Source organism: Salinirubrum litoreum (genome assembly GCF_020567425.1).
In the GTDB taxonomy this organism is placed as follows: domain Archaea; phylum Halobacteriota; class Halobacteria; order Halobacteriales; family Haloferacaceae; genus Salinirubrum; species Salinirubrum litoreum.
Map to the genome: position 1 here is coordinate 1,473,999 of NZ_JAJCVJ010000001.1, position 26,749 is coordinate 1,500,747.

Annotated in this window: 26 protein-coding genes; 13 read left to right on the forward strand and 13 right to left on the reverse strand. The window is 68.7% G+C overall.

Annotation, left to right across the window (positions count from 1 at the left end; all coding sequences use genetic code 11):
* Window positions 1–266: 266 nt before the first annotated feature.
* Window positions 267–1,055 (reverse strand): VOC family protein, encoded by a 789-nt coding sequence (locus LI337_RS07460; RefSeq protein WP_227229176.1) that lies wholly within the window; start codon window positions 1,053–1,055, stop codon window positions 267–269.
* Window positions 1,056–1,731: 676 nt separating this feature from the next.
* A complete protein-coding gene (locus LI337_RS07465; protein WP_227229177.1) occupies window positions 1,732–2,139 on the reverse strand; it encodes a Rieske (2Fe-2S) protein in 408 nt (135 codons plus the stop codon).
* A gap of 146 nt (window positions 2,140–2,285) precedes the next feature.
* Here LI337_RS07465 and LI337_RS07470 point away from each other — a divergent pair, with 146 nt between their 5' ends.
* The gene (locus LI337_RS07470) at window positions 2,286–3,068 is read left to right on the forward strand and encodes a hypothetical protein (RefSeq protein ID WP_227229178.1); all 783 of its coding nucleotides are present in this window, start codon (window positions 2,286–2,288) and stop codon (window positions 3,066–3,068) included.
* Here the strand turns inward: LI337_RS07470 and LI337_RS07475 are convergent.
* The 4 genes from LI337_RS07475 to LI337_RS07490 form a co-directional block, all read right to left on the reverse strand.
* Entirely contained in the window at window positions 3,062–4,003 is a 942-nt protein-coding gene (locus LI337_RS07475; protein WP_227229179.1) for an aminotransferase class IV, read from the reverse strand. The genes LI337_RS07470 and LI337_RS07475 overlap by 7 nt on opposite strands.
* A gap of 43 nt (window positions 4,004–4,046) precedes the next feature.
* Window positions 4,047–4,928 (reverse strand): helix-hairpin-helix domain-containing protein, encoded by an 882-nt coding sequence (locus LI337_RS07480; RefSeq protein ID WP_227229180.1) that lies wholly within the window; start codon window positions 4,926–4,928, stop codon window positions 4,047–4,049.
* Between the two features lie 156 nt (window positions 4,929–5,084).
* Entirely contained in the window at window positions 5,085–5,888 is an 804-nt protein-coding gene (locus LI337_RS07485; protein WP_227229181.1) for a shikimate dehydrogenase, read from the reverse strand.
* Between the two features lie 134 nt (window positions 5,889–6,022).
* Window positions 6,023–6,508, reverse strand: a complete 486-nt coding sequence (locus LI337_RS07490) for a redoxin domain-containing protein (protein WP_227229182.1) — start codon at window positions 6,506–6,508, stop codon at window positions 6,023–6,025.
* Window positions 6,509–6,648: 140 nt separating this feature from the next.
* Here LI337_RS07490 and LI337_RS07495 point away from each other — a divergent pair, with 140 nt between their 5' ends.
* The 5 genes from LI337_RS07495 (at window position 6,649) to purE (ending at window position 12,770) form a co-directional block, all read left to right on the forward strand.
* The gene (locus tag LI337_RS07495) at window positions 6,649–8,019 is read left to right on the forward strand and encodes a sodium:calcium antiporter (protein ID WP_227229183.1); all 1,371 of its coding nucleotides are present in this window, start codon (window positions 6,649–6,651) and stop codon (window positions 8,017–8,019) included.
* A gap of 3 nt (window positions 8,020–8,022) precedes the next feature.
* Window positions 8,023–9,492, forward strand: coding sequence for a D-aminoacyl-tRNA deacylase (locus LI337_RS07500; RefSeq protein WP_227229184.1), 1,470 nt, complete (start codon window positions 8,023–8,025; stop codon window positions 9,490–9,492).
* 108 nt (window positions 9,493–9,600) lie between these two features.
* Window positions 9,601–10,743, forward strand: a complete 1,143-nt coding sequence (ftsZ, locus tag LI337_RS07505) for a cell division protein FtsZ (protein ID WP_227229185.1) — start codon at window positions 9,601–9,603, stop codon at window positions 10,741–10,743.
* A gap of 202 nt (window positions 10,744–10,945) precedes the next feature.
* Window positions 10,946–12,118, forward strand: coding sequence for a 5-(carboxyamino)imidazole ribonucleotide synthase (locus LI337_RS07510; RefSeq protein WP_227229186.1), 1,173 nt, complete (start codon window positions 10,946–10,948; stop codon window positions 12,116–12,118).
* A 37-nt stretch (window positions 12,119–12,155) separates the two neighbouring features.
* Window positions 12,156–12,770: a 5-(carboxyamino)imidazole ribonucleotide mutase gene (purE, locus tag LI337_RS07515; protein ID WP_227229187.1), complete on the forward strand. Its 615-nt coding sequence runs from the start codon at window positions 12,156–12,158 to the stop codon at window positions 12,768–12,770.
* A gap of 11 nt (window positions 12,771–12,781) precedes the next feature.
* On the opposite strand, the gene LI337_RS07520 is transcribed toward purE, so the two are convergent.
* Entirely contained in the window at window positions 12,782–15,424 is a 2,643-nt protein-coding gene (locus LI337_RS07520) for a heavy metal translocating P-type ATPase (RefSeq protein ID WP_227229188.1), read from the reverse strand.
* 228 nt (window positions 15,425–15,652) lie between these two features.
* On the opposite strand from LI337_RS07520, the gene LI337_RS07525 reads away from it, so the two are divergent.
* The 4 genes from LI337_RS07525 to LI337_RS07540 all read left to right on the forward strand — a co-directional run bounded on the left by LI337_RS07525 (window position 15,653) and on the right by LI337_RS07540 (window position 17,950).
* Window positions 15,653–16,045: a 30S ribosomal protein S6e gene (locus tag LI337_RS07525; RefSeq protein WP_227229189.1), complete on the forward strand. Its 393-nt coding sequence runs from the start codon at window positions 15,653–15,655 to the stop codon at window positions 16,043–16,045.
* A gap of 2 nt (window positions 16,046–16,047) precedes the next feature.
* A complete protein-coding gene (locus LI337_RS07530) occupies window positions 16,048–16,473 on the forward strand; it encodes a DUF7112 family protein (RefSeq protein ID WP_227229190.1) in 426 nt (141 codons plus the stop codon).
* A 97-nt stretch (window positions 16,474–16,570) separates the two neighbouring features.
* On the forward strand, window positions 16,571–17,026 hold the full coding sequence (locus tag LI337_RS07535) for a DUF5807 family protein (protein WP_227229191.1): 456 nt from the start codon (window positions 16,571–16,573) through the stop codon (window positions 17,024–17,026).
* Complete coding sequence (locus LI337_RS07540) at window positions 17,027–17,950, forward strand: carbohydrate kinase family protein (protein ID WP_227229192.1); 924 nt, start codon at window positions 17,027–17,029, stop codon at window positions 17,948–17,950. It begins immediately after the preceding gene.
* Here LI337_RS07540 and LI337_RS07545 read toward each other — a convergent pair whose 3' ends face one another.
* Window positions 17,951–19,240 carry a DHH family phosphoesterase gene (locus LI337_RS07545; RefSeq protein WP_227229193.1) on the reverse strand — a complete coding sequence of 430 codons (1,290 nt, stop codon included), beginning with the start codon at window positions 19,238–19,240 and terminating at the stop codon, window positions 17,951–17,953.
* Window positions 19,241–19,389: 149 nt separating this feature from the next.
* On the opposite strand from LI337_RS07545, the gene LI337_RS07550 reads away from it, so the two are divergent.
* On the forward strand, window positions 19,390–19,761 hold the full coding sequence (locus tag LI337_RS07550) for an Hsp20/alpha crystallin family protein (protein WP_227229194.1): 372 nt from the start codon (window positions 19,390–19,392) through the stop codon (window positions 19,759–19,761).
* 57 nt (window positions 19,762–19,818) lie between these two features.
* On the opposite strand, the gene LI337_RS07555 is transcribed toward LI337_RS07550, so the two are convergent.
* From LI337_RS07555 to LI337_RS07575, 5 genes are all read right to left on the reverse strand, one after another.
* Window positions 19,819–20,727 (reverse strand): ATP-grasp domain-containing protein, encoded by a 909-nt coding sequence (locus LI337_RS07555; protein WP_227229195.1) that lies wholly within the window; start codon window positions 20,725–20,727, stop codon window positions 19,819–19,821.
* Window positions 20,728–20,809: 82 nt separating this feature from the next.
* Window positions 20,810–22,645: a carbon starvation CstA family protein gene (locus LI337_RS07560; protein ID WP_227229196.1), complete on the reverse strand. Its 1,836-nt coding sequence runs from the start codon at window positions 22,643–22,645 to the stop codon at window positions 20,810–20,812.
* A gap of 250 nt (window positions 22,646–22,895) precedes the next feature.
* Window positions 22,896–23,870 (reverse strand): ArsA family ATPase, encoded by a 975-nt coding sequence (locus tag LI337_RS07565; protein ID WP_227229197.1) that lies wholly within the window; start codon window positions 23,868–23,870, stop codon window positions 22,896–22,898.
* 1 nt (window position 23,871) lies between these two features.
* Entirely contained in the window at window positions 23,872–24,168 is a 297-nt protein-coding gene (locus LI337_RS07570) for a DUF7990 family protein (RefSeq protein WP_227229198.1), read from the reverse strand.
* Between the two features lie 114 nt (window positions 24,169–24,282).
* The gene (locus LI337_RS07575; protein ID WP_227229436.1) at window positions 24,283–24,828 is read right to left on the reverse strand and encodes a sugar O-acetyltransferase; all 546 of its coding nucleotides are present in this window, start codon (window positions 24,826–24,828) and stop codon (window positions 24,283–24,285) included.
* A 266-nt stretch (window positions 24,829–25,094) separates the two neighbouring features.
* On the opposite strand from LI337_RS07575, the gene LI337_RS07580 reads away from it, so the two are divergent.
* Together LI337_RS07580 and LI337_RS07585 are read left to right on the forward strand one after the other, a co-directional pair.
* Window positions 25,095–25,280 carry a helix-turn-helix domain-containing protein gene (locus tag LI337_RS07580; protein ID WP_227229199.1) on the forward strand — a complete coding sequence of 62 codons (186 nt, stop codon included), beginning with the start codon at window positions 25,095–25,097 and terminating at the stop codon, window positions 25,278–25,280.
* A gap of 62 nt (window positions 25,281–25,342) precedes the next feature.
* Entirely contained in the window at window positions 25,343–26,671 is a 1,329-nt protein-coding gene (locus LI337_RS07585) for a GTP-binding protein (RefSeq protein WP_227229200.1), read from the forward strand.
* The last annotated feature ends 78 nt before the right edge of the window (window positions 26,672–26,749 follow it).

Genomic DNA, 26,749 nt, shown 5'->3' on the forward strand with positions numbered 1-26,749 from the left:
ACGGTCAAACGGTCCGTCGGAATTTATAAATGCTTTGTGGATAGATCCGGCTTTAGAGACCCTCTGACGCCATAATTTGGGCATTTAACCGATTTTAGACCGCTCATAACTGAGTGGTTGTTGGTAACAACGTAGTATCCAATCTGAGCGACACGAGTCGGGGGAGGTGTCGGGCGACGAGACCGATCGCGCGTGCGTCAGACGCGTGGCTGTCGGGGTCGAACTGTGACAGAAGATCGGCGGCGAGTGGTCGACGCGACCTGTGCTCAGTTCGGGAACAGCGGTTCGCCGTCGCCGCGTTCGAGGAGTTCGATCTCGTGGCCGTCCTGATCGGTCGTGAAGGCGTACAGGTCGTCACACGACGCGGGGTCGCGGTAGTCGGCCGCCTCGCGGACCATGAGGTCGTCCCAGGCCTCGTGGAGGTCGTCGACCTCGACGGCGAGGTGACCCCACGCGTCGCCCATCGTGTACGAGCGCCCGTCGTAGTTGTAGGTCAACTCGACCGACATCGCCTCTGCGGGGGCGTCCGTGGGTCGCATGAAGTAGTTCGCGAAGGTGTCGGACTCCCAGCGACCGGCGTGTTCGTACTCGAACTTCCGGGTCCAGAAGCCGAGTGCGTCGTCGGCGTCCTCGACGCGGATCATCGTGTGGTCCAGCGACCAGAGCGCGCCCTGATCGCGCTGGACGATCTCGACCTCGTGGCCGTCGGGGTCCTTCACGAAGGCGTACCGGCCGCCACAGGACTCGGGGTCGCGGTAGTCCTCGACGCCCTCGTCCATCAGTTGCTGGTAGTAGGCTTCGAGTTCGCCCTCGGGGACACGCACGGCGATGTGACCCCACGCGTCGCCCATCTCGTAGTCGGACTCGCCGTGGTTGTAGGTCAGTTCCAGCATCGCGCCGGCGTCGTGCATCTCTGCGGGACCGAGGTAGACGTTGGTGAAGGTGTCTGCCTCCCACCGGGCCTTCTCCTCGTAGTCGAGGTGGGTGGTGTACCAGTCGAGACTCTCCTCCAGATCGCCGACCCGCATCATGACGTGATCGAGTGTGCCGGACATACGGTTCGAGAGTCGGTCGCGCGGTCGAAAAGGCTACCGGACGCGGTGTGTGTCGCTGGCAGGACGCTCTGCGAGTCACACACCCGAGTCGGGTGATTCGAGCCACCAGTCCCGTCGAGAACGGCTCACAGCCTCACTCGGCCCGTTCACACTCCGTCGAATCCCCGCCAGGTGAGGAAGAACGGGCGTGTGTGAAGACACCGGGGAGGGTCGGCGTGAACGAGACGGTAGAGACGACAGCGAGGCGAGGGACCGAACGGGCGAGAGAAGCCCTCTCGCATCACGTTAGGCCGTACCGAGACGACCGAGAGGCAGAGTCCGAATGGTTGTACGGCGAGCACGAATGTTCACACACTGTTGCAGTCTCTCGGTTTCGGTGACGAAGCACACTGATAGGTAGACGCGTCTGTGAGAACGCTCACGGTCGGGACGAAGAAAACCGGGAGACGCAGTCGACGTGGCCTCCAGACTGAGCCACCACTACCGACCATCTCGTCCGACGCTCCACGGGGCCACGGCCAGGTCACGTTCGGTTCACACACACGTCTCTGCCGGGATTTCCTCCGAGTGTGAACGGGACGACCGGGCCCGACGACACCTCTCGGCGGCGCTCACCGCCTCAGGTGATCAGCGACCGAGTGTGAACCACGGGGGCGAGACACCGACCGCCCACGTTTCAGAAGTCGATCCGACTCCCGGAGGAGAGGTCACGGTCGCCGTCCGCACCGAGGCTGTCGAACTCGTAGTCGTCGTCCGTGAGATAGACGTCGCCGTCGCTGGCTTCCACGCCGATGCGGTCCAGCATCGCCCCCTCGCAGGGACCGAAGTCACAGAACCCCGTCTCGCGCTCGAAGGTCGCGCCGTGCTTCTGACAGACTAGTTCCTCCCCGCGCACGAGCGCGCCCGACCCCCTGTCGAGTCGCACGTCGGTCCAGTGTGGACACGAGTTGCGGAACGCGACCACGCCGTCCGCGAGTCGCGTCAGAATCGCTTCCGTCGTGTCGGTCCCGTCGCGGAGCGTCACCAGCAGCGTCCCGTCGGTCGGCACCTCGTCGGTCGCCACGATCCGGCGCGCGTCGTCCATATCGACCACTGCGAGTCGAGCGACACAACGGTTCCGCTCTCGACTCGCCTGCCGGACCGCAATCTGTCACTCGCGAAACTGGCGTGCGACAGGCTCACACCGCCGACAACAGGCTTTTACGTCGGTAGTCGAAGACCCGAACGAGCGTGCTGGGTGACGTACTCACCGAAGTCGAGTCGCGGCAGAAGACCCTGACCGTGTTCAACTACGACGGGTCACGCCGCCTGACCGAGAACATCCAGCGGTACTTCTCGCTCCGGAACGTCGAGGTGACGACCGGCCGGACGCGTCCCGTCTCGCCGTCGAACTTCGTCCTGCTCCACGAGGACGGCAGGACTCTCGCGGCCTCCGATCTGGCGGACCTCCGGGACCACCTGCTGGCCGACTCGACCGCCGCCTACGTGCGCGGCGAGAAACCGCTCGACGAGATCGACTACCCCGACGTGTTGACTCGACTCGACGACACCGTCTTCACCGTCTCCGGCGTGCAGACCCTGCTGATGGTGAAGGTCTCCCGGTACATCGAGGGACTGGCCGGCGGCCGGGCCACCGGAACGCTCCGGGCCGGCTTCCAGGACCTCGACCGACTCACCGACGAACCCGGCACCCGGCGGGTCTACCGCCGCCTCGTGGATCGCGGCGTCGACGTCCACGCCTACGGCCACCCCGGCGATCCGGCGACCGACGGCGGCCCGCACACCACACAGATCGAAGACGGCGACTCGACGACACCGGCGGGCGTCACGGCCCACGCCGAACCCGTCCCGGAGTTGGCCGACTGCTGGTTCGTCGTCTACGACGGCGGCGACCGCCCGGAGCGCGCGGCGGCGCTGCTCGCCGAGCGACGCGAGGACGGCTTCTACGGCTTCTGGACCTTCGAGACCGAGACCGTCGACCGCATCGACGCCTACCTCGCCCGCGCCTACTGACTGGACGAGGGATCGTCGCCGGTCTCGGAGTCGCCCGTGCTCCCCGACTCGTCGGCCGACTCGACCGCGTAACACTCCCGTTCGACCAGCGCGTCGTAGAGCCGCGAGAGCAGTGGCGTCACCGGTCCGCCGTCGACGTCGATGCCGTCGACGGTCCCGACGGGCCGAATCTCCCGCGTGGAACTCGTGAGAAACACCTCGTCTGCCGACCGGAAGTCGTCCGGGGTGTACCGCCCCGTCCGAACCGGCAGGCCCTCCGACTGCGCGAGGTCGAGCACGACGTCGCGCGTGACGCCCGGCAGGACCGGACCCTCCAGACTCGGGGTGTGGAGCGCCCGGTCGTCCACGAAGAAACAGTTGCTCGTCGTCCCCTCGGCGACGGAGCCGTCCATGTCGAGGATCAGCGCCTCGTCGGCACCGGTCACCCGCAGTTCCAGGCCGGCCAGCACGCCGTTCAGGTAGTTGTGCGTCTTCGCCTTCGAGGGGAGCGCCCGGTCCGGCGGTCGGCGCGTCTTGACCGTCTGGAGGGTCGCCGGCCCGTCCCAGGTCGACTCGCTCTCCCGACCGCCACGCGGGAGGGGTCGACAGGTGACGACGACGGTCGGGTCGATCTCCTCGCTCGGGACGATGCCGCCCGTGTCCGGCCCGCGAGTGATCGACAGGCGGATCGACGCGTCGGCGAGGTCGTTCGCGTCGAGGACCGCCGCGACCCGACTCCGGAGATTCGCACGCGAGAGACCGTGGTCGAGCGAGAGAATCTCGCAGGTGTCGGCGAGTCGGTCGAGGTGTGCGTCCCACCGGAAGAGCGTGCCGCCGTAGACGCGGACCGTCTCGAAGGCCGCGTCACCGTATTTGAAGCCGCGATCCGAGACGTGGACGGTCGCCTCGCTCGCGGGCACGAGATCGCCGTCGACGTGGTACTGGCGTTCGGTCATCGTCGTCGGTCCGCCCCCGGCGACCGACGCCGGGGGTCGTCGATCACTGCTCGTTCGCGCGGTCGATCCAGCGGGCGACCCGCTTCGGCGACACGTCGATCTCGTCGCCGAGGTCGTCGGCGTCCGCGTCGGCCAACTGCGCCACCGTCTCGATACCGGCCGACCGGAGTCGGTCGGCGTAGGCCGGCCCGATCCCCTTCAGCGTGTCCACCGAGGGACTGGTGTCGACGTCGTCGGCGTCCGAGGACGCCTCGTCTTCGGTCTCGTCTACCGCCTCGTCTTCACTGTCGGTCGCGTCGGTCGCGTCGGTCGCGTCGGTCGCGTCGGTCTCCGCCGCCTCGCTCTCGGCGTCTTCGATCTCCTCGCCCGTGTCGGTCACGACCGGTTCCTCGGTCGTCTCGCCGACTTCGTCTTCGGCCTCCTCGATGACGACCTCGTCGTCGTCGCCCACGTCGACGGTCGCCTCCGCCGGTTCTGCGGCCTCGTCTGCGTCGGTCTCGGCGTCGACCATCGACCCGGTCGAGGCGGCGGCGGCGGTCTCCTCGGCCGCCGTGTCGTCGGTCTCGGCGACCGTCTCGTCTGTCCCGTCTGTCTCGTCGGTCTCCGTCTCGACGTCGTCCGTCTCTGCGTCCGCCGCGACCGCCTCGGGGTCGTGATCCGCGTCGGACACGTCCTCGACCGCCTCGGCCGACTCTGCGGCCTCGTCTGCGTCGGTCTCGGCGTCGACCATCGATCCGGTCGAGGCGGCGGCGTCGGTGTCCGTCGCGACCGGGTCGTCGGTGCCCTTCACTGCGGCCTCGGACTCGGTCGCCGGCGTCTCGCGCGTGTCACGCTCGACGGTGACGCCGGCGTCGTTCCCGTTCGAGCGCTCGTTCGACCCGCCGTCCAACCCGAGGAGCGACTTCAGCTTGTCCAAGAGTGCCATTGCGTGGTAGTAAGGTGGTGGTATATTTAAAAGCGTCCGCCGGTCGGCCCTCCGGTCGGCCGGTTCGCGTGCCGTGCGTCGGCCCGTGACCGACGCCCGTCTGTCGTGAGTCAGACGCGTGGATCGAGCCACACCGCTCGTCAGTCCGACGACTCGTCAGTCCAGTTCCGCCCGGAGCGCCTCGTTCATCGCGTCGACCGGCGCGTCCCGGCCGGTCCACTGCTCGAAGGCGACGGCCGCCTGGAACAACAGCATCCACGCACCGTCTATCGTCTGTGCGCCGGCCGCCGCCGCGTCGCGGAGCAGTCGCGTCTCGCGGGGACTGTAGACGGCGTCCATCACCGCGAGGTCGGCGTGGAGCAGATCGGCCGGGACCGGCGTCGCGTCCTCGTCCATCCCGACGCTGGTGGCGTTGACCAGCACGTCCGCCCGGGGGACCGTCTCGGAGAGCGTGTCGAGACCGCCACCGGTCGCGTCCGGGACCGCCTCGGCCAGCGACGTGGCGGTCTCGACGGTCCGGTTGGCGACGTGGACCGACGCGCCGGCGTCCGCCAGCGCGAACGCGATCGCTCGGCCCGCACCGCCCGCGCCGACGACGACCGCGTCCGCACCCGCGAGCGACACGTCGTGGCGTTCCAGCGCGCGGCGTGCGCCCGCCGCGTCCGTGTTGTAGCCCCGTGGCACCTCGCCCGAGAAGTCCACCGTGTTGACCGCACCGATGCGCCGGGCGAGGTCGTCCGGGTCGACGTGCGCGAGGACGGCCTGCTTGAACGGGATAGTGACGTTCAGTCCCCTGATGCCGAGCGTCTCGGCGGCCGCGATGGCCTCCCCGGCGGCGTCGGCCGGTGGCTCGAAGGTGACGTACCGGGCGTCGAGGCCGCACTCGGCGTAGGCGCGTTCGTGGATCGGTGGCGACAGCGAGTGACCGACCGGGTTGCCGACGAGACCGAAGACCTGCATGGTGGCGGTGGCGAGTCGGAGGGACTTGACTGGTTCGGCTCCGTCGACACCGGGCGGCGAGCGTGAACGGGGCCGGCGACGTGCCACCACCGTCTTCGTCCGGTCGTGACCGCGACGGCGTGCCACCGGCGGCGTCAGACCCTGCTCGCGTCGACGGCGGCGAGGATCTCGTCGTAGTCCGGTTCCGTCTTCGTGTCCTCGGCGACCCACGCGTACGTGATCTCGCCGTCGCCGTCGACGACGAACACCGCACGCTTGGCGACCGCGTCCAGTCCGTACTTCTTCCACGCCATGGTGACGTCGTACGCCTCGATGAGTTCGCGGTTCGCGTCGCTGACGAGGCCGTACGTCAGCCCCAACTGCTCCCGGAAGGCGTTCTGTGCGAACGGCGAGTCGACGCTGATCCCGTAGACGGTCCCGCCGGCGTCCGCGAACGCCGACAGGCGGGCCTGGAACGTGGTCAACTCGTGAGAACAGGTGCTCGTGAACGCGCCCGGGAAGAACGCGAGGACGAGTGGTGCCTCGTCGAGACGCTCCGAGAGCGTGAACGATCCGACGTCGTCGTCGCCGTGTGCGAGCGGTGCCGTGAAGTCCGGCGCGTGGTCACCTACGTCGACCATACTCACGCTCTCTACAGTCCAGAACGAAAAGCTGTACGCGTCGGTGATCGCAGGATCGTCCGGGGGGCGAGTCACCGTCTCACGCCGGGAGCGCGCGAAAGCAGAAGCCATACGTCCCCCCCTCGATTACTGCCCAGACAATGAGTAGTCGTCTTCGTCACCCCCTCGTCGCCGTTCTGGCGGCGCTCTCATTGACGTTCCCGTGGATCGGGATCAGCGTCGTCGACACGGGACTGCTGGAGCCACTCGGCGTCACGAGCGCCCAGTTCGGCACGGGTGCACTGAGTACACTCGGCGTCGTCGCGATCAGCGGGGTCGCGGTGCTGGGGGCGTCGTTCCTCCTGGCGTGGGCCGCCGAGACCGCAGAGAAGGACGTGCCGCGCGCGTTCGCACTCGCCGTGCTCGCGGTGCTGGCGGTCGCCCCGGAGTACGCCGTCGACGCACTGTACGCCTGGGAGGCCGGCCAGAACCCCGGTTCGAACGCGGCCAGTCTCGCGGTCGCCAACATGACCGGCGCGAACCGCATCCTCATCGGGCTCGGCTGGTCCGGCATCGCACTCTACACGATCTACCGTGTCGCCTCGACGGGGGACAACTCGGTCGACCGCTCCGGGGGCTTCCTCAAGAGCAAGGTGAACCTCTCCGAGGACATCCCGACCGAGATCTTCTTCCTGTTTCTCGCCACGCTGTACGCCTTCACCGTCCCACTGGGCGGCGGCATCGGGATGGTCGACGTGGTCGTCCTCGTCGGGCTCTACGTCGCGTACATCTACGCCGCGCTGAACGGGCCAGAAGGTCACGAGGAGCAGGTCGGTGTCCCCGCCTATCTGCAGGATCAGTCGAGACTCAGGCGAGTCGCCACCGTCCTCGGCCTGTTCGGCTTCGCCGGAGCCATGATCCTGCTCGCGGTCGAACCGTTCGCCCACGGGCTGGAGTCACTCGGGACACAGGCCGGCGTCGACCCCTTCCTGATGATCCAGTGGGTCGCCCCGCTGGCCTCGGAGTCGCCGGAACTGATCGTCGTCGCGTACCTCGTCAACAAGGCGCGGGCGACCGCCGGCTTCAACGCCTTGATCTCCTCGAAGCTGAACCAGTGGACCCTGCTGATCGGGACCATCTCGGTCGTCTACTCCATCTCGCTCGGCTCCGTGTCGGCGCTCCCGCTGTCGGCAGAGCAGAACGGCGAGATCTGGCTGACGGCCGCACAGAGCTTCTTCGCGCTCGCCATCCTCGTCAACTTCGACATCAGCGTCCGCGAGGCACTGGCGCTGCTCGTCCTGTTCGTCTCGCAGGTCGCGCTGTCTGTGACACTCGTGCAGGAGGGCGTGCTCGATCAACTGCTCGTCCTGCACAGCTACACGGCCGCGTACATCGTGCTCGGCGTCCTCCTGCTGCTCCTCCGGCGTGAGGCGCTCGTCCGACTCGTCCGACTCACGCGCCTGCAGGTGTTCGAGGGCGTCGACACCGGGTCCGAACCGACCGCGAAGACCGCGGCCGCCGAGGACGACTGAGCCGTGTTCGGCATCGTCGTCAGCGAGGCCGATCACGCCTCGACACACGTCCGCGAGCACCTGGTCGACCTGGCCGACTGGACGGAGTGCGAAGACACGGAGACGCCCGCAGACGAGGGTGGCGGGACGGTCTACAGACTCCCGGCAGACGCTCCCGAGACGCCCGGCGAGGTGCCGGTCGAACTCCGGACGTTCGCCGAGTTGCACATCGACATCGACGATCCGACGCCCGCGTTCGGCGACCTCGACCTCCTCGTCTTCGCCTCGCGCCACTCCGGCGACACCGGGGCACTGCTGACCGCGCACTTCACCGGGAACTTCGGGCCGGCGACCTACGGCGGCGAGGCGGGGTCGTTCGCCCGCGCCTGTCCGAACGCGCAGAAGGCGATCGTCTCGGCGTTCGACGAACACGCGCCGGCCGACTACGAGGTCGGCATCGAGTGTACCCACCACGGTCCGACCGCGGTCGACGTGCCGACGATGTTCGCGGAACTCGGCTCTGGAGAGGAACAGTGGCGCGACCCCGAGGGTGCGCGGGCGGTCGCACGAGCCATCCTCGCGGTCGTCGGCGTCCCCGCCGACGGTGACAAGCAGGTCGTCGGCTTCGGCGGCGGCCACTACGCGCCCCGGTTCGAGCGCGTCATCAGAGAGACCGACTGGGCGGTCGGCCACATCGGGGCGGACTGGCCGCTGGAGGAGATGGGCGCACCCGACGCGAACCGCGAGACGCTCCGGCGGGCGTTCGACGCCAGCGCGACCGACTACGCCCTGCTGGAAGCCGAGTACCCCGACCTCGAGGCGGTCTTGGACGACCTCGGCTGCCGGGTCGTCTCGGAGACGTTCGTCCGCGAGACCGACCGCGTGCCGCTCTCGCTGGTCGAGGACGCCGAATCGCGGCTCTGTCGCGTGGACGACGGACTCCGGTTCGGGGACCCGGCACGGATCGGCGGCGACGGCGGCCACTCTGCGAGTCCGGCACCTGAGTCGGACACGACCGACGCGGCCCCGGCCGCGACTGCCGACCTCGTCGTCCGTGATCTGCCGAGCGACCTCCTGTCGGCGGCACAGGGTATCGACGAGGCGGCAGTCTGGGACTGCGTGCGCGACGCCTGTCTCGCCTTCGAGACGGTCGAACACGGGAGCACCGTGGCAGGGCGTGCGGGGTTCTGGCGCGGGTCGGTCGTCGAGGACACAGCGCGACTGCTCGCTGCCCTGATCGAGGTACTGCGCGAGAAGTACGACGAGGTGACGCGAGTCACCGACGAGGAGACCGCCGAGGTCGTCGCCCGGCGGTCGACGTTCGACCCGGAGAAGGCGAAGACGCTGGGCATCTCGGAGGGACCGGCGTTCGGGAGACTCGCGAGCGGACAGGCCGTGGAGGTCGGCGGGCGGACCATCCGACCGGAGACGGTCGAAAGCGAGGAGGTTCGGCAGTTTTCGGTCCGGTCGCTGGTCGACGCACCGGCCGAGTGACCCCCTGTCGGGCGGGAACCACTGAGTTCCCCGGAGAGCGCGTCTGACGCCCGTCTGACGGAGAGGGGAAAGGTAATGAGCCTGGGTGCGCAAGCGTGCGCTATATATATGGACTCCATCGTGGACGAAGCAATCGACGAGGCCGAGGCACAGGAGGATGGGACGGGAGAGACGGTCGGTGACGGGTCCCCCACCGACGGTTCGCCCGCGTCGGGCACCATGACCGACGAAGAGTTACGCGACGTACTGCAGGACCTCCAGACGGACATCACGGTCGTCGGCTGTGGCGGGGCGGGCGGGAACACCGTCAACCGCATGGCCGAGGAGGGGATCAAGGGTGCGAAACTGGTCGCGGCGAACACCGACGTCCAGCACCTCGTGAACACCGACGCGGACACGAAGATCCTGATGGGCCAGCAGAAGACGCAGGGCCGTGGCGCTGGCTCGCTCCCGCAGGTCGGCGAGGAGGCGGCACTGGAGTCGCAAGACGAGATCTACGACGCCATCGACGGCTCGGACATGGTGTTCGTCACCGCCGGACTCGGCGGCGGAACCGGCACCGGATCGGCTCCGGTCGTCGCCAAGGCCGCCCGCGAGGCCGGCGCGCTGACCATCGCCATCGTGACGACCCCGTTCACCGCAGAGGGTGAGGTCCGCCGGACGAACGCCGAGGCGGGCCTGGAGCGACTCCGCGACGTCTCCGACACCGTCATCGTCGTGCCGAACGACCGACTCCTCGACGCCGTGGGCAAACTGCCGGTCCGACAGGCGTTCAAAGTCTCGGACGAGGTGCTGATGCGCTCGGTCAAGGGGATCACGGAACTGATCACGAAGCCCGGCCTCGTCAATCTGGACTTCGCCGACGTGCGCACCGTCATGGAGAAGGGCGGCGTGGCGATGATCGGTCTCGGCGAGTCCGACTCCGAGCAGAAGGCACAGGACTCGGTGAAGTCCGCGCTGCGTTCGCCACTCTTGGACGTGGATATCTCCGGGGCGAACAGCGCGCTGGTGAACGTCACCGGTGGCTCGGACATGAGCATCGAGGAGGCGGAGGGCGTCGTCGAGGAGATCTACGACCGGATCGACCCCGACGCCCGCATCATCTGGGGGACCTCCATCGACGAGGAACTGGAGGGCCAGATGCGGACGATGATCGTCGTCACGGGCGTCGAGTCGCCGCAGATCTACGGGCAGAACGCAGAACAGCAACTGCCCGCCGACGGCGGCGAGGACATCGACTTCGTCGAGTGACGACGCCGGACGACACCGCGGGGTGTCGGGTCGGGACGGGTGTGTCGCACACCGATCTTCTCTCTTCTCTCGGAGGACGTGAGCGCTGCTCGAACGCGTCGACGCGAGTCTCGACCGAGTTCGCCGCGTTAGTGTGCACGAACACGCACATCCAGAGCACATTTCAACAACGCTTATGCAGGATCGTCCGAAACGGCCGCCTGTGACACCCACCGCACCCGGCCCGACGCTCGGCGTCGTCGGCGGGGGACAACTCGGCCGGATGCTCGGCGAGGCCGCCGCCCCTCTCGGCGTCGACCTCGTCGTCTCGGATCCGACGCCCGACTGTCCCGCCGCGCCGGTCGCCCGCGCCCAGATCGAAGGCGATTTCGACGACCCAGAGACGCTCCGTCGACTGGCCGACCGCGCCGACGTGCTGACGTTCGAGATCGAACTGGCCGACCCCGAAGTCCTCGACGCCGTGAGCGACGAGTTCGGCGTCCCGGTCCACCCCGCGCCGGACACCCTCCGGACGATCCAGGACAAACTCGTCCAGAAGCGGGCGCTCGCCGACGCTGGCGTCCCGGTCCCGGAGTTCGTCGCAGTGGACGACGAGGCCGACCTCCGCGAGGCCGTCGAACGCTTCGGCGGCGTGATGCTGAAGGCCCGCGAAGGCGGCTACGACGGACGCGGAAATCTGCCGGTTCAGTCGCCCGACGAGGCCGGCGAGGCACTCGCGGAACTCTCCGGCCCGGCGATGGCCGAGCAGTTCCTCGACTTCGAACGCGAACTCTCGGTCATCGGTGTGCAGGGCGACGGCGAGACGGCGCTGTTTCCCGTCACCGAGACGATCCACCGCGAGGAGATCCTCCGGGAGACGGTCGCGCCCGCACGGGCCGACGACGAGGTACTCGCCCGCGCACGCGAGGTGGCCCAGTCGGTCCTGGACCTGCTCGACGGCCGGGGCGTCTTCGGCATCGAACTGTTCGAGACGAGCGAGGGAGAGGTCCTCGTGAACGAGATCGCCCCTCGGCCGCACAACTCCGGCCACTGGACGATCGAGGGCTGTCAGACCTCGCAGTTCGAGCAACACGTCCGGGCCGTGCTGGGGTGGCCCCTCGGCTCCACGAAACTTCGCGCGCCGACCGTCTCGGCCAACGTTCTCGGCGACGTGCCGGACTCCCGGCGCGCGCAGGTCACGGGACTCGACTCCCTGCTGGCCGAACCGGGCGTCGGCTTCCACTGGTACGGGAAACGCGAGGCGCGACCCCTGCGGAAACTCGGGCATCTGACCGCCGTGGCGGACGCCGGACCAGAGGATTCGACCGACGCCCCGACCCGCGAGGACCTGCTGGCCACCGCCCGCGACCTGCGCGACGGACTAGTATTCGAGTGACCGCCGGAGCGACAGACTCACCGCGACAACACTATCCATGACAGACGCAATCGACGCGATCATCGACGACCTGCGAGCAGAGGCCGACCAGGACCGCGACCCCGAGACGGCCCCGGACGTGGGCATCGTGATGGGATCGGACTCGGATCTCGACACGATGGCGGGTGCCTACGAGGCGCTCGACGAACTCGAGTTCACCGAACAGACCGACTACGACGAGGAGATCGAGGGCTACAGCTACGAGAGCTACGTCGTCTCGGCCCACCGGACGCCCGATCTGATGTACGCCTACGCCGAGACCGCCGAGGCGCGCGGACTGGACGTCCTGATCGCCGGGGCGGGTGGGAAGTCGGCCGACCTGCCGAACATGACCGCCTCCATCGCGTACCCCCTGCCGGTGATCGGCGTGCCGGTCCAGGAGAAGTCAGTGAGTTCCGTGATCGGGATGCCGACCGGCGCACCCATCGTCGCAGTCGACGCGGGCAAGTCGTTCAACGCCGCACTGTCGGCGGCCCAGATTCTCGCCCGGAGCGACCCAGCGTTGGCCGACCGACTGGTGGCGTACCACGAGAACTTAGAGACAGACGTGGCCGACGTCTCGCGTGACCTCCACGAGTTGGGTATCGACGGGTTCCGCGAGAAACACGGCTGAGTCGGGGCCGGTCAGTCCACCAGTTCTGCCGAGTCCGGCGTCTCCGGTTCCACGTTCGCCAGTCGCATCGCGTTGCCGGTCACGGCGAGGCTCATCCCCATGTCGCCGATGACGACCGCGTGGACGACCTGCACGACGCCCGGAATCGCGCCGAGTGCCAGCAGCATCTTGACGCCCAGTGACGACCAGATGTTGCCCCGGATCACGCCGTTCGCCTTGCCCGAGAGGTCGTAGAGGTACGGCAGGCGCGTCAGATCGTCGCCCATCAGCGCCACGTCGGCCGTCTCCAGTGCGGTGTCGGTCCCGGCCGCACCCATCGCCACGCCGACCGTGGCGACCGCCAGCGCCGGGGCGTCGTTCACGCCGTCGCCGACCATCGCGGCCGTCTTCCCGTCTGCGGTCAGTTCCTCCATCGCCGCGACCTTCTCCTCCGGGAGCAGGCCGGCCCGCACCTCGTCCACGCCGACCTGGTCGCCGATGACCTGCGCCGTGCGCTCGTTGTCGCCGGTCAGCATGACGATGCGCCCGACGCCCAGTTCGCGCAACTTGGTGACCGCCCACTTCGACTCGGGCCGGACGGTGTCGGCGACGCCGATGACGCCCTCCAGTCGGTCCTCGGTGCCGACGACGACGACCGTCTTCCCCTCTGACTGGAGGCGAGGGATGACCTCCTCGGCGAGGTCGACGTACTGACCGTGGTCGCAGTCGCTCGGTTCGACGGCGACGCCGCCATCGGTGTGGAGGTTGCCAGAATCGCCGCCGACGTGGGCGTGGCCCAGGTCGAAACCGAGGTCCGCGAACAGGTCCGGCTTGCCGGCGTAGTGGGTCGTCCCGTCGAGGTCGGCCCGGACGCCCTTCCCCGCGAGCGCCTCGAAGTTCTCGATCTCCCGGTCGGGGACACCCTGCTCGTCGGCGTGCTCGGTGATCGCCGACGCGATGGGGTGTTCGGAGCGCGATTCGAGCGCGCGGGCACAGCCCAGCAGATCGGTCTCGCTCGTCCCGTCGAGGGCGATGGCGTCGGTCACCGACAGTTCGCCGGTGGTCAGCGTCCCGGTCTTGTCGAACGCGACCGCGTCCACCGAGCCCATCGCTTCGAGGTACGTCCCGCCCTTGATCAGCACGCCGTTTCTCGCCGCGCTGGTGATGCCCGAGACGACCGACACGGGCGTCGAGATGACGAACGCGCAGGGGCAGGCGACGACCAGCAGGGTCAACCCGCGCGTGAACGCCTCGGTCCACGTGACACCGAAGACGGTCGGCGACGCGAGCGTCGTCAGGATCGCGGCGGCGACCACGGCCGGGGTGTAGATGTCCGCGAAGCGGTCGACGAAGCGTTCCCGCTCGGACTTCTTCGACTGGGCGGCCTCCACGAGGTCGACGACCTTCGAGAGCGTGGAGTTCTCTGCGGTTGCGGTCGTCTCCACCTCCAGATACCCCTCGGCGAGGATGCTCCCGCCGTACACCTCGTCGCCGGGCGACACGTCCCGCGGGACCGACTCGCCCGTGATCGGCGACTCGTCGACTGCCGACCGGCCCTCGCTGACCACGCCGTCGAGGGGGATCTTCTCGCCCGGCCGGACCAGCACCGTCTCGCCGACCGCGACCGACTCCACGGGGACGGTCGTCTCCGCGCCGTCTCTGCGGACCGTCGCGGTGTCCGGCGACAGTTCCATCAGTTCCCGCATCGAGGTGCGCGCCCGGTCCATCGAGAAGCGTTCGAGCAACTCGGCGACGCTGAACAGCACCGCCAGCGTCGCGGCCTCGAACGGGAGGTTCACGAGCAGTGCGCCGATGACGCCCGCGCCCATCAGGAAGTCGATGTCGAGGTTCAGGTTCTTCGCGGAGTAGTAGCCGTTCCGGACGATGGTCTGGCCGGCGACGGCGGCGGCTCCGAGATACGCGAGCCACGCGACCGTGATCTCCCGGCCGACGACCGTCCCGAGCACGGGGTCCGCGATCCCGGCGAGTGGGAGGAACCACTCGAACGAGAGGCCGACCGCGAGCAGGATCGCGCCGGCCCACGTATTCAGGCCGCGCGTGCTGGTCCACACGTCGTGGGGCGACCGGTCGTCGCTGCCGTCGCCGTCGGCGTCCGCGACGCTGTAGCCCGCCCCCTCGATGGCGGCGACGATGCCGGCGCGACTGGTCGCGTCGGGGTCGTAGGTCACCTCGACCGTCCCGGTCGTGGGTCGGGTCTCGAACTCGATCACGCCCGCGACGCGCGCGAGGGCGTTCTCGACCTTCCCGGCACAGGAGGGGCAGTCCATCTCCGGGACCGACAGCGAGTCGGTGACGCCGGACTCGATCTCGTAGCCCGCCGAGCGCACCCGGTCGCGGATCGCGTCGGGCGTGGTCTCCTCGGGATCGTAGGTGACGACGAGGGTGCCGGTCGCCGGGCGGGGGTCGATGTCGAGGATACCCGACAGCGACGCGACGCTCGACTCGACGTTCCCCGCACAGGAGGGACAGTCCATCTCCGGGACCGAGAGTCGGAGGACGGTTCCCTCGTCCCCCGCGTCGCCGCTCGACTGACCGCCGTGCTCGTCGTGGGCGTGGTCGTCGGACGCACACCCACACGACACGTCGCCGTCGGGGTCGTGACCGCCGGCGGACCCGCCGGAATCACCGTCCTCGTGGCCGTGTGGATCACTCATTACCCCACGGTAGCCGTCGGACGGATATTAATCCCCCTATCACGAGAACCGGGATGGTTAGGAAGAATTGTTATCTCAAATCGATTCGATTAACAACACTGTCGGCCCGAGAGGTGAGCGACCCACGACACCACGGGGCACGATCACCAGACTGCGGACCCGTTCGGGGCTGGACGCGACGAGATTCGTTCCGACGTACTTTTCACTCGCCACCGTTTCACGCATCGTATGGCAGATTTCAAGGTCACGGTCGCCGACCCGGACTCGGGGACGACCTACCAGCGCGACGTCGACGGACAGGACGCGAACCGATTCCTCGGCCGAGAGATCGGCGAGGAGGTCGACGGCGGTGCCGTCGGTCTGTCCGGCTTCACGCTGGAGATCACCGGCGGGTCCGACGCGGCCGGCCGACCGATGCGCGAGGACGTGGCGGGTGCGAACCTGAAGGAACTCCTGCTCGACGGCGGTGCGGGCTACAACCCGTCCCGTGACGGCGAGCGCAGGCGCGTCACCGTTCGCGGCCGGCAGATCAGCGAGGAGACGGCCCAGATCAACGCCCGCGTCGTCGACGGCGAGGGCGACGTCGCCGAGGCGTTCGAAGGCGGCGACGACGACGAGTAAGGATGGCAGACCGCGTCGCCAGCGACAACCCGAGCGTCACCACCCACGACGCGCGGGTCGTCCGGGCCGGCGGGACGCGCAGACCGTGCGTCCGCCTGCCGGCCGACGCGGTCCCCACCGACGACTACGTCCGGGTCGTCTGTGACGGCCGGGAGTACCACGGTCGCTTCGTCGCGGACAGCGAGGGAATCGTGCTCCGTGGACTGTACGACAACAGACGCATCGCCCGCGAGGACCGCGACGCCCCGAACCGCCTCGTCGAGTGGCTGGCGTCGGCGGACGTGGAGATCGGTCGCATGATCGCCTGCGACGAGATCGAGTCGGGCTTTCTCTACGGGCTTCGGAAACCGGGCGAGCGCGTGTTCTACGACGCCACCGAGTCGCCGGACTCCTCGCTTGCGGACATCGCGCGGAACCTGGACGGCTGAGTCGCAGGAGGAGCGAGGAGACGGGCGGGTCGTCGACAGACGACGCGACTCACCGGAAGTCACGCTCCTTTTACTCCCCGGTCGCGTTCGCCGGGACATGAGCAAACTCTCGGAGTTCCTCGCGGGCGAGCGCCCGGAGGACGTGGCGCTGTTCCTCGCAGACGACTACCTCGACGAGGACGGGACCATCGCGTCGCACGGCGAGTCGGTCGACGGCGGCGTCGTCCTCGTCGCCGACGGCGAGCAGGGCCGGAGCATCTTCTCGGCCGGCACCGGCATGGACGCGATGCAGTTCGCGAAGGGTGCGATGGGCAACGAGGGCGACATCGCCGCGGACCTCGCCGGCGGCGTCTGTCCCGCGAGTGAGTCGGTAGACGCGAACGAAGCCGACGAGGACGACGCAGACCACGCGGTCCAGTTCGTCTTCGCGTTCGCCGAGGAGCAGAACGAGGAGGTCGGCGGCCTGTACGCCGAGGGTGACGTGATCCACGCCTACGCCCACTGTGACTGCGGGGAGTCGTTCTCGCACAAGTGGGTCACCGGCGAGCGGTAGATGGCCCGCGTCGTCACGGTCGGCAGCGCGGTCGTCGACCGCGTCTACCCGGTGACGAACCTCCCCGCGCCGGACGGCGGCGCGTTCGCCCGCGACGAGCAACTCGCAGACGGCGGGGTCGCCGCGAACGTCGCGGTCGCCTCGGCCCGTCTCGGCCACGAGGCCGGCGTCGTCAGCCGGGTCGGCGGTGACGCGGACGGCGACCGGGTCGTCACCGCCCTCGACGCCGAGGGCGTGGAGACCACCCGTCTCGCTCGCGGCGACGAGCGGACCTCCTTCTCGCTGATCCTCCGTGACGACGACGGCGAGCGGATGATCGTCAACGGCGGGGCGGCGGTCGGTGCCCTCCGCCTCGACGCGGCCGACCGCGACTACTACCGCGACGCGGACGCCGTCTTCACCAGCGCGTACGCGCCCGACCCGGTCGTCTCGACGCTCCTCGACGACGCCCGTGCCGGCGACTGCCCGCCGCTCCTCTTCGACCTCGCGGGCCCCTTCGCGGAACTCGACGGCCGGGGGACGACCCGCGAGACGGTCGACGCCCTCCTCCCGCACGTCGACTGCTTCCTCGCCGGCGAGGTGGCGCTCCGGTCGTACCTCGACTGCACCGGCCGCGAGGCGGCCGAGGAGCTACAGGGGAACGGCGTCGAGCGGACGGCCTTGACTCGCGGGGCAGACGGTGCACTCCTGATCGAGGGCGAGGAAGTCGTCGAGGTCCCGGCGTTCGACGTGCCGGTCCGGGACACGACCGGCGCGGGGGACGCCTTCGCCGCCGGCCTCGTGGACGCGTGGCTCTGTCGTGATCTGCCGGCCCGAGAAGCGGGGCGGTTCGCCGCCGCCGTCGCCGCCGAGAACTGCACTGCCGAGGGTGCCCGTGGGGGTCTGCCGGACCGGGAAACCGTCGCCGAGCGATTGGCGGAGTAGTTACTCCTCGGCGGATTCGGTGTCCGTCTCGTCGTCTGTGTCGTCGGCCTCGGCTTCTTCTTCGGCGAGTCGCTCGAAGCCGGCCAGAATGACGCGCCGGGCGGCCGACCCCTGTGTCGTCCAGTGGTGGGCGTAGTCCAGCATGTCGTCGTAGATGTCCGGCTTACAGCCGGCGGCCTTCGGGTGCCCGCCGCCGTTGACCTGCGCGGCGACCTCGTGACAGCGCTCGAAGGCGTCCGTGCCACGGATGGACGCGGAGCCGGCGGGCTTGACGATCACGGAGGCGTCCGCGCCCTGTTCGCGCATCCCTTCTGCGACCTCGTTCTGTGAACACCGGCCGTAGGTGACGCCCACGGTCCACTCGCCGACCTCGTGGAACTCGGCGCGGTCCAGCGCCGTCTCGATGAGGGCCTCCTTCTCGACGCGGCGTTCTTCGACGAACTCCAGTGCGAAGTCGGGGAGGTCGGCACCGTACTCGCCGACGACCGCGACGTACTCCGCCGCGCCGGTCCAGTAGGCGTAGTCCGCGAGGTCGTCGCTCCGGGGGTCCTCGCGGAGCCAGAGGTCGTGGTCCCGCGTCACGGCGGCGAGTTCGTGGAGGTAGTCGGGGAAGTCGTAGTCCAGCGAGCGGAGGGTCACGTCGGCGGTACACTCCTCGTCGGAGTCGCCGACCACGAGGTCGACGCCCGCCTCGCGGACCTGTGCGGCGACCGCGTCGTCCCACTGGTGGTGGTCGAACCACCGCACCGTGGCGTCGTGTTCTCGCAGGGCAGTCAGGGCGTCCTCGACGTACTCGAACCGGTCCGGACAGAGGTCACAGACGAACACCTCGACGCCCGGTTCGGCGTACGCGGCGACACGTTCGAGGGCGTCCTCGACGTTGTGCGGACCGGCACCGAGCAGGGCGACCGACGACGTCGGTGGCTCGTCGTCCGCGAGGCCGACGGTCTCGTCGGCGTCCGCGTCGAACTCGTCGGTCGGCGTCTCCGGGTCGAGCGCGTCGGTCTCGTCGGCGAGGGCACCACTCTCTTCGTCGAGCAGTGGTTCGGGGTCCTCGAAGTTCGCGGCGGCGACGGCGGCGTCGTACGCCTCGCGGATCAGCGCGACACAGCCCAGTCCGTCCGCGTCGGTGTCGGCGACGACCACCACCTCCGCACCCTCGACCGCTTCGCGGGCCTGTTCCTCGGCGCGTTCCTCGTCTAACGTGTCGGGGTAGAAGAAGCCGGCACCCGGCAGTTGGGACTTCCGGGAGAGCGACAGCCTGTCCGAGTCGATGAGGTCTTCGTCCATACGGATCGCTGGGGACGGAGGGGAAAAACGGCGGTGGTTGCCGTGCGCGTGTCGGCCTCGGCGACAGGCGAGCCTCGGTGTCTGCGACCGCGAGTCCGGGAACTGCCCCCGTCAGAAAGTTTTTGCCGGACAGCGCCCTACCGTGGTCCATGGATAGAGACGACCGCGACGACCCGTTCGACAACATCTTCGACGAGATCGAACGGATGATGGGCGAGATGACTGGAAACGTCGACGACGGGTCCGGCTTCGCCTCCGAGACTCACGTCGACGTGTACGACGAGGGCGACACCCTCCGACTCGTCGCGGATCTGCCGGGCGTCACGAAAGACGGAATCGACCTGAAGTGTGACGGCGAGACGCTGACCATCTCTGCGGCCAGCGACCACCGCGAGTACGACGAACACGTCCGTCTCCCGGCCCGCGTCGACGAGCACTCCGCGCGTGCGACGTTCAACAACGGTGTGCTCGAAGTGACGTTCGACCGCGTCGAGGACTCCGCCGAGATCGACGTGGAGTAGTCCCGACCCCCGCGTTCCTTCTTCGACCTTCGACCTACTGTTCTGCAGTGCGCTCGATCAGCCGTCGCTCCTCTCGGCAGTCCGCTCGATCAGCGCCGCGAGTCGGTCCCAGAAGCCGGCGTCGTACTTCGTCGCCGCGTCGATCGTCGGGCGGGCGTTCGTCTCCGAGACGACCAGTCGGTCGCCGGACTCCAGGAGGTCCACGCCGAGGTAGTCGGTCCCCAGCGTCTCGGCGACCGACTCTGCGAGTCGCCGGTGGCGCTCCGGGAGGTCGACGCCGACCGCCTCGGCCCCCCGGTGGACGTTGTGTTTCCAGTGGCCCGACTCGACCGCCTCGGGATCGAGTCGGCGCTCGACACCGCCGACGCACGTGCCGTCGACGACCATCGCCCGGAAGTCGCGGGCGTCGGGGAGATACTCCTGCAGGAGGTACGACCGGTCGCCGGTCGCCCGGTAGTCGTGGACCAGATCGAGATAGTCGGTGACGCCGAGTGCCGAGTCCGGATCGCTCACTTTCACGACGCCGACGCCTCGGGTCGTGGAGTTCGGCTTCACGACGACCGGCGCGTCGAACTCGGCGAGGGCCTCCGCGACGGTCGCGTCGTCCACCGGGTTCGAGACCATCGTCGTCTGCGGGACCGGGAGGTCCGCCGCGGCACAGGCCGCGAGCACCCCGGCCTTGTTCCGGGAGGTGAGCACCCCCTCGCGGTCGGTCACCCACGGGACCGCCAACAGGGCGTCGACCACGCCGCCCTCCATCGCCCGGGAGGGGTAGACGAAGCCGACGTCGACCGCCGGGAGGTCGGCCTGTCTGTCGTCGGTCGCCGAGTCGCCGCGCTCACCGCCGGCGACCGACAGGGTGCGTTCTTTGGCCTGTACCGGCACGACCTCGATACCCCGGTCGGCGAGTGGCCCCCGCATCCGCTCGAAGGTCTCGGCCTGCGTCGTGACCGCCAGCCGCGTCATACCACGGCTTGCGGTGCCGGCGACAAAGCACTGTCCGTCCGAGGTGCGTCGGAAAAAGCCGCGAGTCGGTCGTCGCTGGTCGTCAGTCGTCGGTCGGGTCGCCGCCGTCGGTGGCGACGACGCCGGATTCGCGTGCCTGCGAGACGTTTTTGACGCCCATGAACGCCAGTGCCAGTCCGAGTCCGACCAGCACCAGCGCGAGGACGATCTGGAGTCCCGTCGAGAACTGTGTGATCAGCGTCGGAGCCTGTCCGGGGTCGAGTCCCGGCCACTGCCCCTGGATGAAGCGCAGGTACAGCAACTCGTAGAGGCTCTTGTACAGCAGGGCGGTCGTCGTGATGGCGAACATGATCGCCATCGGGCCGCCGGTGCTGATGAGCTGTTTGTCGTCCTTCCAGTTGGCGAGCCAGACCGTCGCCACCAGCAGCGCGAGTGCGGCGAGCGTCTGGTTCGCGCCGCCGAACAGCGGCCAGAGGTCCGACCAACTGCCGGACGCGACGAGCAGGTACGCCGGCGTCACCTGCAGGGCGACGTTGACGTAGCGGTTCGTCGTCGTCTGCTCGACGGCCGTCTCGGGCGTGCCGACGATCTCCTCGAACATGTACCGACCGAGGCGGATCGCGGTGTCCGTGCTCGTCAACAGGAAGCTGACGAGCACGAGTCCCATGAACGGCGCGGCCAGCGTCTCGGGGATGCCGAAGCCGACGTTGAGGATCAGCCCCCCACCGGCGGCGAAGTTCGGCAGTGCCAGCCCGATCCCGCCGCCCGCGTCGGTGAAGCCGTACACCGCGACGGTGACGATGGCGACGGTGGCGAGGAGTCCCTCGCCGAGCATCGCCCCGTACCCGATCGGCCGGGCGTCCGTCTCCTTGTTCAACTGCTTGGCCGTCGTCCCCGAGGAGACCAGCGAGTGGAACCCGCTGATCGTCCCGCAGGCGATGGTGACGAACAGCAGTGGGAACAGGGGACCGAAGCCGTTGCCCATGAAGCCGGTGTACGCCGGCAGTGCGATCTCCAACTGCCCGCCCGCGCCGAGTGCCGTGCCGACGACGACGGCGAGCAACGTGCCACCGACACCGGCGTACAGCAGGCTCGACGTGAGGAAGTCACGCGGCTGGAGCAGCACCCACACCGGCAGAACGCTGGCCACCAGCCCGTACAGCATCACGACGACGATCCAGCCGCCGATGTTCGCACTCCCCAGCACCGCCGGGAGTGGCAGTCCCGCGCCGAACAGCACGATCGGGTCGACACCCTCCATCGCCGGTGCGACGTCGGCCGCGACGGCCAGCGGGAAGTTGACACCGACCCAGATGCCGCCGAACACCGCCGCGACGAACACGGCGGTCCCCGGCAGGAACGGGAGGTCGAACTGGTAGAGGTACGCGCCGAACAGCAGCGCCAGCCCGATGTAGACCAGACTCGCCGTCGCCGCCGACGGGTAGGCGTCGAAGACGATGGCGATGACCAGCGCGAAGACGGCGATGACGAGGATGATCGTCAGGAACGCGAACCAGAGGATCATGCTCTTGCCGCGCTCGCCGACGTACTGACCGATGATGTAGCCGATACTCTTGCCCTCGTGTCGCATCGACGAGGACAGCGACATGAAGTCGTGAACCGCACCGAACAGCGGGTTCCCGATGGCGACCCACAGGAACGCCGGCAACCAGCCCCACGCCAACGCGGCCGTGATCGGGCCGACGATCGGCGCACCGCCCGCGATACTCGAATAGTGATGCCCCAAGAGGACGGGCTTCTTCGACGGAACGTACTCCTGCCCGTCCTCGTACTTGTGTGCCGGTGTCTCCGCGTCGTCGTCCAGCTCGACGAACCGGGAGAGGTACCGCGAGTACCCGAGATACCCGACGGTGAACGTCCCGAGCACCAGCACGACCAGCGTGATAGCCTGTACCATGTGTGCCTCACGGACAATCATGGGAAACCGTCACTTAAAACTTGCTTTCGAAGTGATACGCTGGTTGAGGTATCGAAAACGAGCTTGTGACGGAACGAGCGCACCGGAGAAGGTCGAATCGTGAGAGACCTATTAATTTGAGAATAGGATTCGGACTTGTATGCTTTGTGGCTCCGGGCGGTGGCGACACTCCCCCGGTCACGGAACGAGTCGGCCGGAGCGAGTCACGCGGGGTCGCAGGAGCGCCCCCTCAGTCGGAGGCGGTCGCGTCCGGGGCGACCGACACGTCGAGTTCGGCGGCGACCTCCCGTAAGAGGTCCCCGCGAACCTCGGCGACCCGGGTCTCGATGGCGGCGACCAGTGGCACCTCGAAGCGACTCCGGATCGTCGCCAGTCGGTCCTGCTCGGTCGCCACGCGGTCCCGGAGGTAGCGCGCGCCGCGACCCTGCTCGTCGTCGTCCGGCGCCGGCGTGAGGCGGTTGACGACCAACCCCTCGACGGCGAGGTCGTACTCCGACAGACCCGCGACGGCGCGCTCCGTCTCCCGGATCGAGAGGGTGTCCGGGTTCAGGACGAGGAAGAAACTCGCCTGCTCGCGCAGGGTCTCCTCGGCGTACTCGAACAGCTCTTTCCGTGCCTGCAGTCGGGCGATGATCGGGTCGCCGTCGAGCATCCGCCGTGGCTCCTGGTTGCCGATCGCGGCGCGCTCGAACAGTTTCACGCTCTGCTGGCGCTTGGCGAGCAGACGGTCGATCCACCCCTGCAGGAACTCCGGGAGCGAGAGCAGTCGCAGGGTCCCGCCGGTCGGCGAGGTGTCGAAGACGACCCGGTCGTAGTCGTCGCTGTCGCGCATCACGTCGACGAAGCGGTCGAACAGCGCCGACTCGTACGCGCCGGGCGTCTGGTGGGCCATCTCGATCTGCCGGTCGATCTCGTTGACGAGCGCCGGACTCACCTGATCGCCGAGGGCGCGTTTCGTCTCCATGAGGTGTTCTTCGACCTCCTCGTCGGGGTCGATCTCCATCGCGTGGAGGTTGTCGACGCCGTCGACCGGCCGAGGGTCGTCGTCGAACTGCTGGTCGAACACGTCCGAGGTGCTGTGTGCCGGGTCGGTCGAGACGACCAGCGTCTGCTGGTCCGCGTTCGCGCACTTCAGCGCGTAGGCGCTGGAGACCGTGGTCTTGCCGACACCACCCTTCCCGCCGAAGAAGACGAACTTCTCCATATCAGAAGTGGTACTGGTGGCCCTTGCGTTCGAGGACGCTCCCCCGGTCCCACATCCGCCGTTCCCACGCCTCGAACTCGTCGTCGAGGTACGGGAGCAGTTCGGCGGTGTAGTACGAGACGGGACTCGGGATGCCGAAGGCGTCCGGGAAACACGCGAGCATGAACGTGTCCATCACGTCCTCGGCCTCCTGTTCGATCTTCTCGTAGGCCGGGTGCGAGATCATCCCGTGGTAGAGCCCCCGGAGCCACTCGTCGAGCACCGCCCGGAACCGGTCGATCCTGTCCGCCAGTGTCATGTACTCACACACTCGACTGCTCCGGGAGAAAAACGTGTCGCTCGGTGCGGTGGTGTCGCGGTGTCGCCGACACCGACCCGTGTCGACCCCCGGGGCGAGTCGACGCGCCCGGATTCACGCCGGCGGATCGAGTCGCTTCACGACCTCGGCGGGGTTCCCCTGCACCACGCAGTCGCTCGGCACGTCGTCGGTGACGACCGCACCGCTGGCGACCATCGCTCTGTCGCCCACCGTCACACCCGGATTGAGGACGGCCCGGCCGCCGACCCACACCTCGTCGCCGACCGTGACCGGTTTGCCGTACTCCAGTCGCGTCCTGCGGGACTCGGCGTCCAGTGGATGCGTCGCGGTGTAGACGTGGACACCCGGTCCCAGCAGGCAGTCGTCGCCGAACTCGATCCGGCAGACGTCGAGGAAGACACAGCCGTAGTTGGCGAAGAAGTCGTCGCCGACGTGGATCTGCTCGCCGTAGTCACACCGGAAGGGCGGTTCGACGGTCACGCGGTCGCCCACGGAGCCGAACCACTCGGCGAGGAGGTCGGCGCGACCGGCCGCGTCGGTCGGGTCGGTCGTGTTGAACCGGCGGGTCCACTCGGCGGCCGCCTCCCGGCGGGCTACGAGGTCCGGGACCATCGGGTCGTAGAGGTCGCCGGCGAGCATCTTCTCGCGTTCGGAGCGGTCGTCTGTGTCGTCCGGTGTCACGACCGGAGTTCGGCGGAGATGGGGAAATAGCTGTGGTCGTCGTCCACGCCTCGCCGGCGTACCGGGCAGTGACGCCACTCGACTCGAAGACGACCGGCTGGACCGTACTCGACTCGAATCCCACGGGCGGTGGCGCCACTCGTCTTGAAAGGCCACAGGGCTGCGGCGGTGTACGGAAGGTGTCGACACACCACACACTATCCGTGACCGAGCGTCTCGACACGGTGCCCGAACTGCTCGCGGAGACCGGCCCCGCGACCGCCCCGGAACTGGCCCGTCGCCTCGACGCCCACCCCGTCGCGGTCGAACGCCGGTGTGAACGACTCCTGCGTGCCGGGCGACTCCAGCGGACGACCGGCGGGCGGTACGTCGTCTGCGAGGCCGACGGGCCGCGCCGGGCGTCCGACTGAGGTCGCGGCCGGCGGTCGCCGGAGGACGGAGACTTAAGCCGACCGGGACCCGTGCGACCGACATGAGCGACGCGATTCCGGTGACGATCCTCTCGGGCAGTCTCGGCGCGGGCAAGACGACACTGGTCAACCACCTGCTCCGGAACGCGGGCCGGGAGATCGCCGTCCTCGTCAACGACGTGGGCGAGATCAACGTCGACGCCGACCTCATCGCCGACGGGTCGGAACTCGACGTGGACGACGGCGTGGCGGAACTGTCGAACGGCTGTATCTGCTGTGGCCTGCAGGACGACCTGAACACCGAGGTCGTCCGTCTCGCGCGCGAGCGAGACTTCACCCACCTCGTCGTGGAAGCGTCGGGGATCTCCGAACCGGCCCCCATCGCTCGGCTGTTCACCACCGGGTCGCAGGCCGCCGCACTGTACGAGGTGGACACGCTGGCGACCGTGGTCGATTCACGTCTCTTCTACGAGTCGTTCGTCGGGAGCGGTGGCAGTGAGTCGGCGACCGACGACTCGACGACGGAGGACGACACGGCCGGCACCGGCGAACCGGTCGCGGACGAGGTGGAGAAGCGCGGGCCGGACGAGGACGGCACCCGGCCGCTCTCCGATCTCCTCGTCGAGCAGATCGAGTACGCCGACGTGCTCCTGTTGAACAAGTGTGACCTGCTCGGCGACGCCGAACTGGATCGCGTCGAGGACCTGCTTCGGGCACTCCAGCCAGAGGCCGAGATCGTCCGGACGACCCACAGCGCGGTCGACCCCGACCGCCTGCTCGGCACCGGCCTGTTCGACGTGGGTCGGATGGGCGAGACCGCCGGCTGGAAGCGCGCACTGGACGAGGCGGAGCACGACCACGGCGAGGAGACGGCAGAGAGCCACACCGACCACGACGAGGATATCGACGCGACCCACGACCACGCCGACCACCGGCACCCGCCGGAGGAGTACGGCGTCTCCTCGTTCACCTACCGGCGACGCCGGCCCTTCCACCCCGAACGGGTCGCCGAAGTCCTCGGCGACCTGCCCGCGACCGTCGTCCGGTCGAAGGGCACCTGCTGGATCGCCGGGAGCGACCAGCAGCAGGTGTTCAGTCAGGCCGGTCCCTCGGCACGTGTGACGGCCACCGGCCAGTGGATCGCCGAGATGCCCGAACTCGACCAGCAGTTGTACCGGTCGAACCGGTCGGACCTCGACTGGGACGAGGAGTGGGGCGACCGCCGGACCGGCCTCGTCTTCATCGGCACCGGTGTCGACGAGGACGCGATCGTCGCGGCACTGGACGACGCCCTGCTGACCGACGCGGAACTCGCCGACTGGCGGTCGTTCTCCCCCGATCCGTTCCCGGCCGGGCCGGAGGCCGACGACGTGGTGCTGGCCGAGCCCTGACTCACTCCCTGCGTGTCTCCCGTCGGCTTCGAGCCGGATCGTGCCCCACGCCAACACGCGCGGCACGCATTGCCGTGA

What these genes read in the sequence shown, in the direction of transcription:
- LI337_RS07555 (WP_227229195.1), bottom strand. Translation starts at nt 20,727, where the DNA reads ATGACGCGGCTGGCGGTCACGACGCAGGCCGAGACCTTCGAGCGGATG.
- LI337_RS07525 (WP_227229189.1), top strand. Translation starts at nt 15,653, where the DNA reads ATGGCAGATTTCAAGGTCACGGTCGCCGACCCGGACTCGGGGACGACC.
- LI337_RS07535 (WP_227229191.1), top strand. Translation starts at nt 16,571, where the DNA reads ATGAGCAAACTCTCGGAGTTCCTCGCGGGCGAGCGCCCGGAGGACGTG.
- LI337_RS07570 (WP_227229198.1), bottom strand. Translation starts at nt 24,168, where the DNA reads ATGACACTGGCGGACAGGATCGACCGGTTCCGGGCGGTGCTCGACGAG.
- LI337_RS07550 (WP_227229194.1), top strand. Translation starts at nt 19,390, where the DNA reads ATGGATAGAGACGACCGCGACGACCCGTTCGACAACATCTTCGACGAG.
- LI337_RS07565 (WP_227229197.1), bottom strand. Translation starts at nt 23,870, where the DNA reads ATGGAGAAGTTCGTCTTCTTCGGCGGGAAGGGTGGTGTCGGCAAGACC.
- LI337_RS07495 (WP_227229183.1), top strand. Translation starts at nt 6,649, where the DNA reads ATGAGTAGTCGTCTTCGTCACCCCCTCGTCGCCGTTCTGGCGGCGCTC.
- LI337_RS07575 (WP_227229436.1), bottom strand. Translation starts at nt 24,828, where the DNA reads ATGCTCGCCGGCGACCTCTACGACCCGATGGTCCCGGACCTCGTAGCC.
- LI337_RS07485 (WP_227229181.1), bottom strand. Translation starts at nt 5,888, where the DNA reads ATGCAGGTCTTCGGTCTCGTCGGCAACCCGGTCGGTCACTCGCTGTCG.
- LI337_RS07460 (WP_227229176.1), bottom strand. Translation starts at nt 1,055, where the DNA reads ATGTCCGGCACACTCGATCACGTCATGATGCGGGTCGGCGATCTGGAG.
- purE (WP_227229187.1), top strand. Translation starts at nt 12,156, where the DNA reads ATGACAGACGCAATCGACGCGATCATCGACGACCTGCGAGCAGAGGCC.
- LI337_RS07560 (WP_227229196.1), bottom strand. Translation starts at nt 22,645, where the DNA reads ATGGTACAGGCTATCACGCTGGTCGTGCTGGTGCTCGGGACGTTCACC.
- LI337_RS07475 (WP_227229179.1), bottom strand. Translation starts at nt 4,003, where the DNA reads ATGACCGAACGCCAGTACCACGTCGACGGCGATCTCGTGCCCGCGAGC.
- LI337_RS07585 (WP_227229200.1), top strand. Translation starts at nt 25,343, where the DNA reads ATGAGCGACGCGATTCCGGTGACGATCCTCTCGGGCAGTCTCGGCGCG.
- LI337_RS07465 (WP_227229177.1), bottom strand. Translation starts at nt 2,139, where the DNA reads ATGGACGACGCGCGCCGGATCGTGGCGACCGACGAGGTGCCGACCGAC.
- LI337_RS07540 (WP_227229192.1), top strand. Translation starts at nt 17,027, where the DNA reads ATGGCCCGCGTCGTCACGGTCGGCAGCGCGGTCGTCGACCGCGTCTAC.
- ftsZ (WP_227229185.1), top strand. Translation starts at nt 9,601, where the DNA reads ATGGACTCCATCGTGGACGAAGCAATCGACGAGGCCGAGGCACAGGAG.
- LI337_RS07490 (WP_227229182.1), bottom strand. Translation starts at nt 6,508, where the DNA reads ATGGTCGACGTAGGTGACCACGCGCCGGACTTCACGGCACCGCTCGCA.
- LI337_RS07520 (WP_227229188.1), bottom strand. Translation starts at nt 15,424, where the DNA reads ATGAGTGATCCACACGGCCACGAGGACGGTGATTCCGGCGGGTCCGCC.
- LI337_RS07480 (WP_227229180.1), bottom strand. Translation starts at nt 4,928, where the DNA reads ATGGCACTCTTGGACAAGCTGAAGTCGCTCCTCGGGTTGGACGGCGGG.
- LI337_RS07530 (WP_227229190.1), top strand. Translation starts at nt 16,048, where the DNA reads ATGGCAGACCGCGTCGCCAGCGACAACCCGAGCGTCACCACCCACGAC.
- LI337_RS07545 (WP_227229193.1), bottom strand. Translation starts at nt 19,240, where the DNA reads ATGGACGAAGACCTCATCGACTCGGACAGGCTGTCGCTCTCCCGGAAG.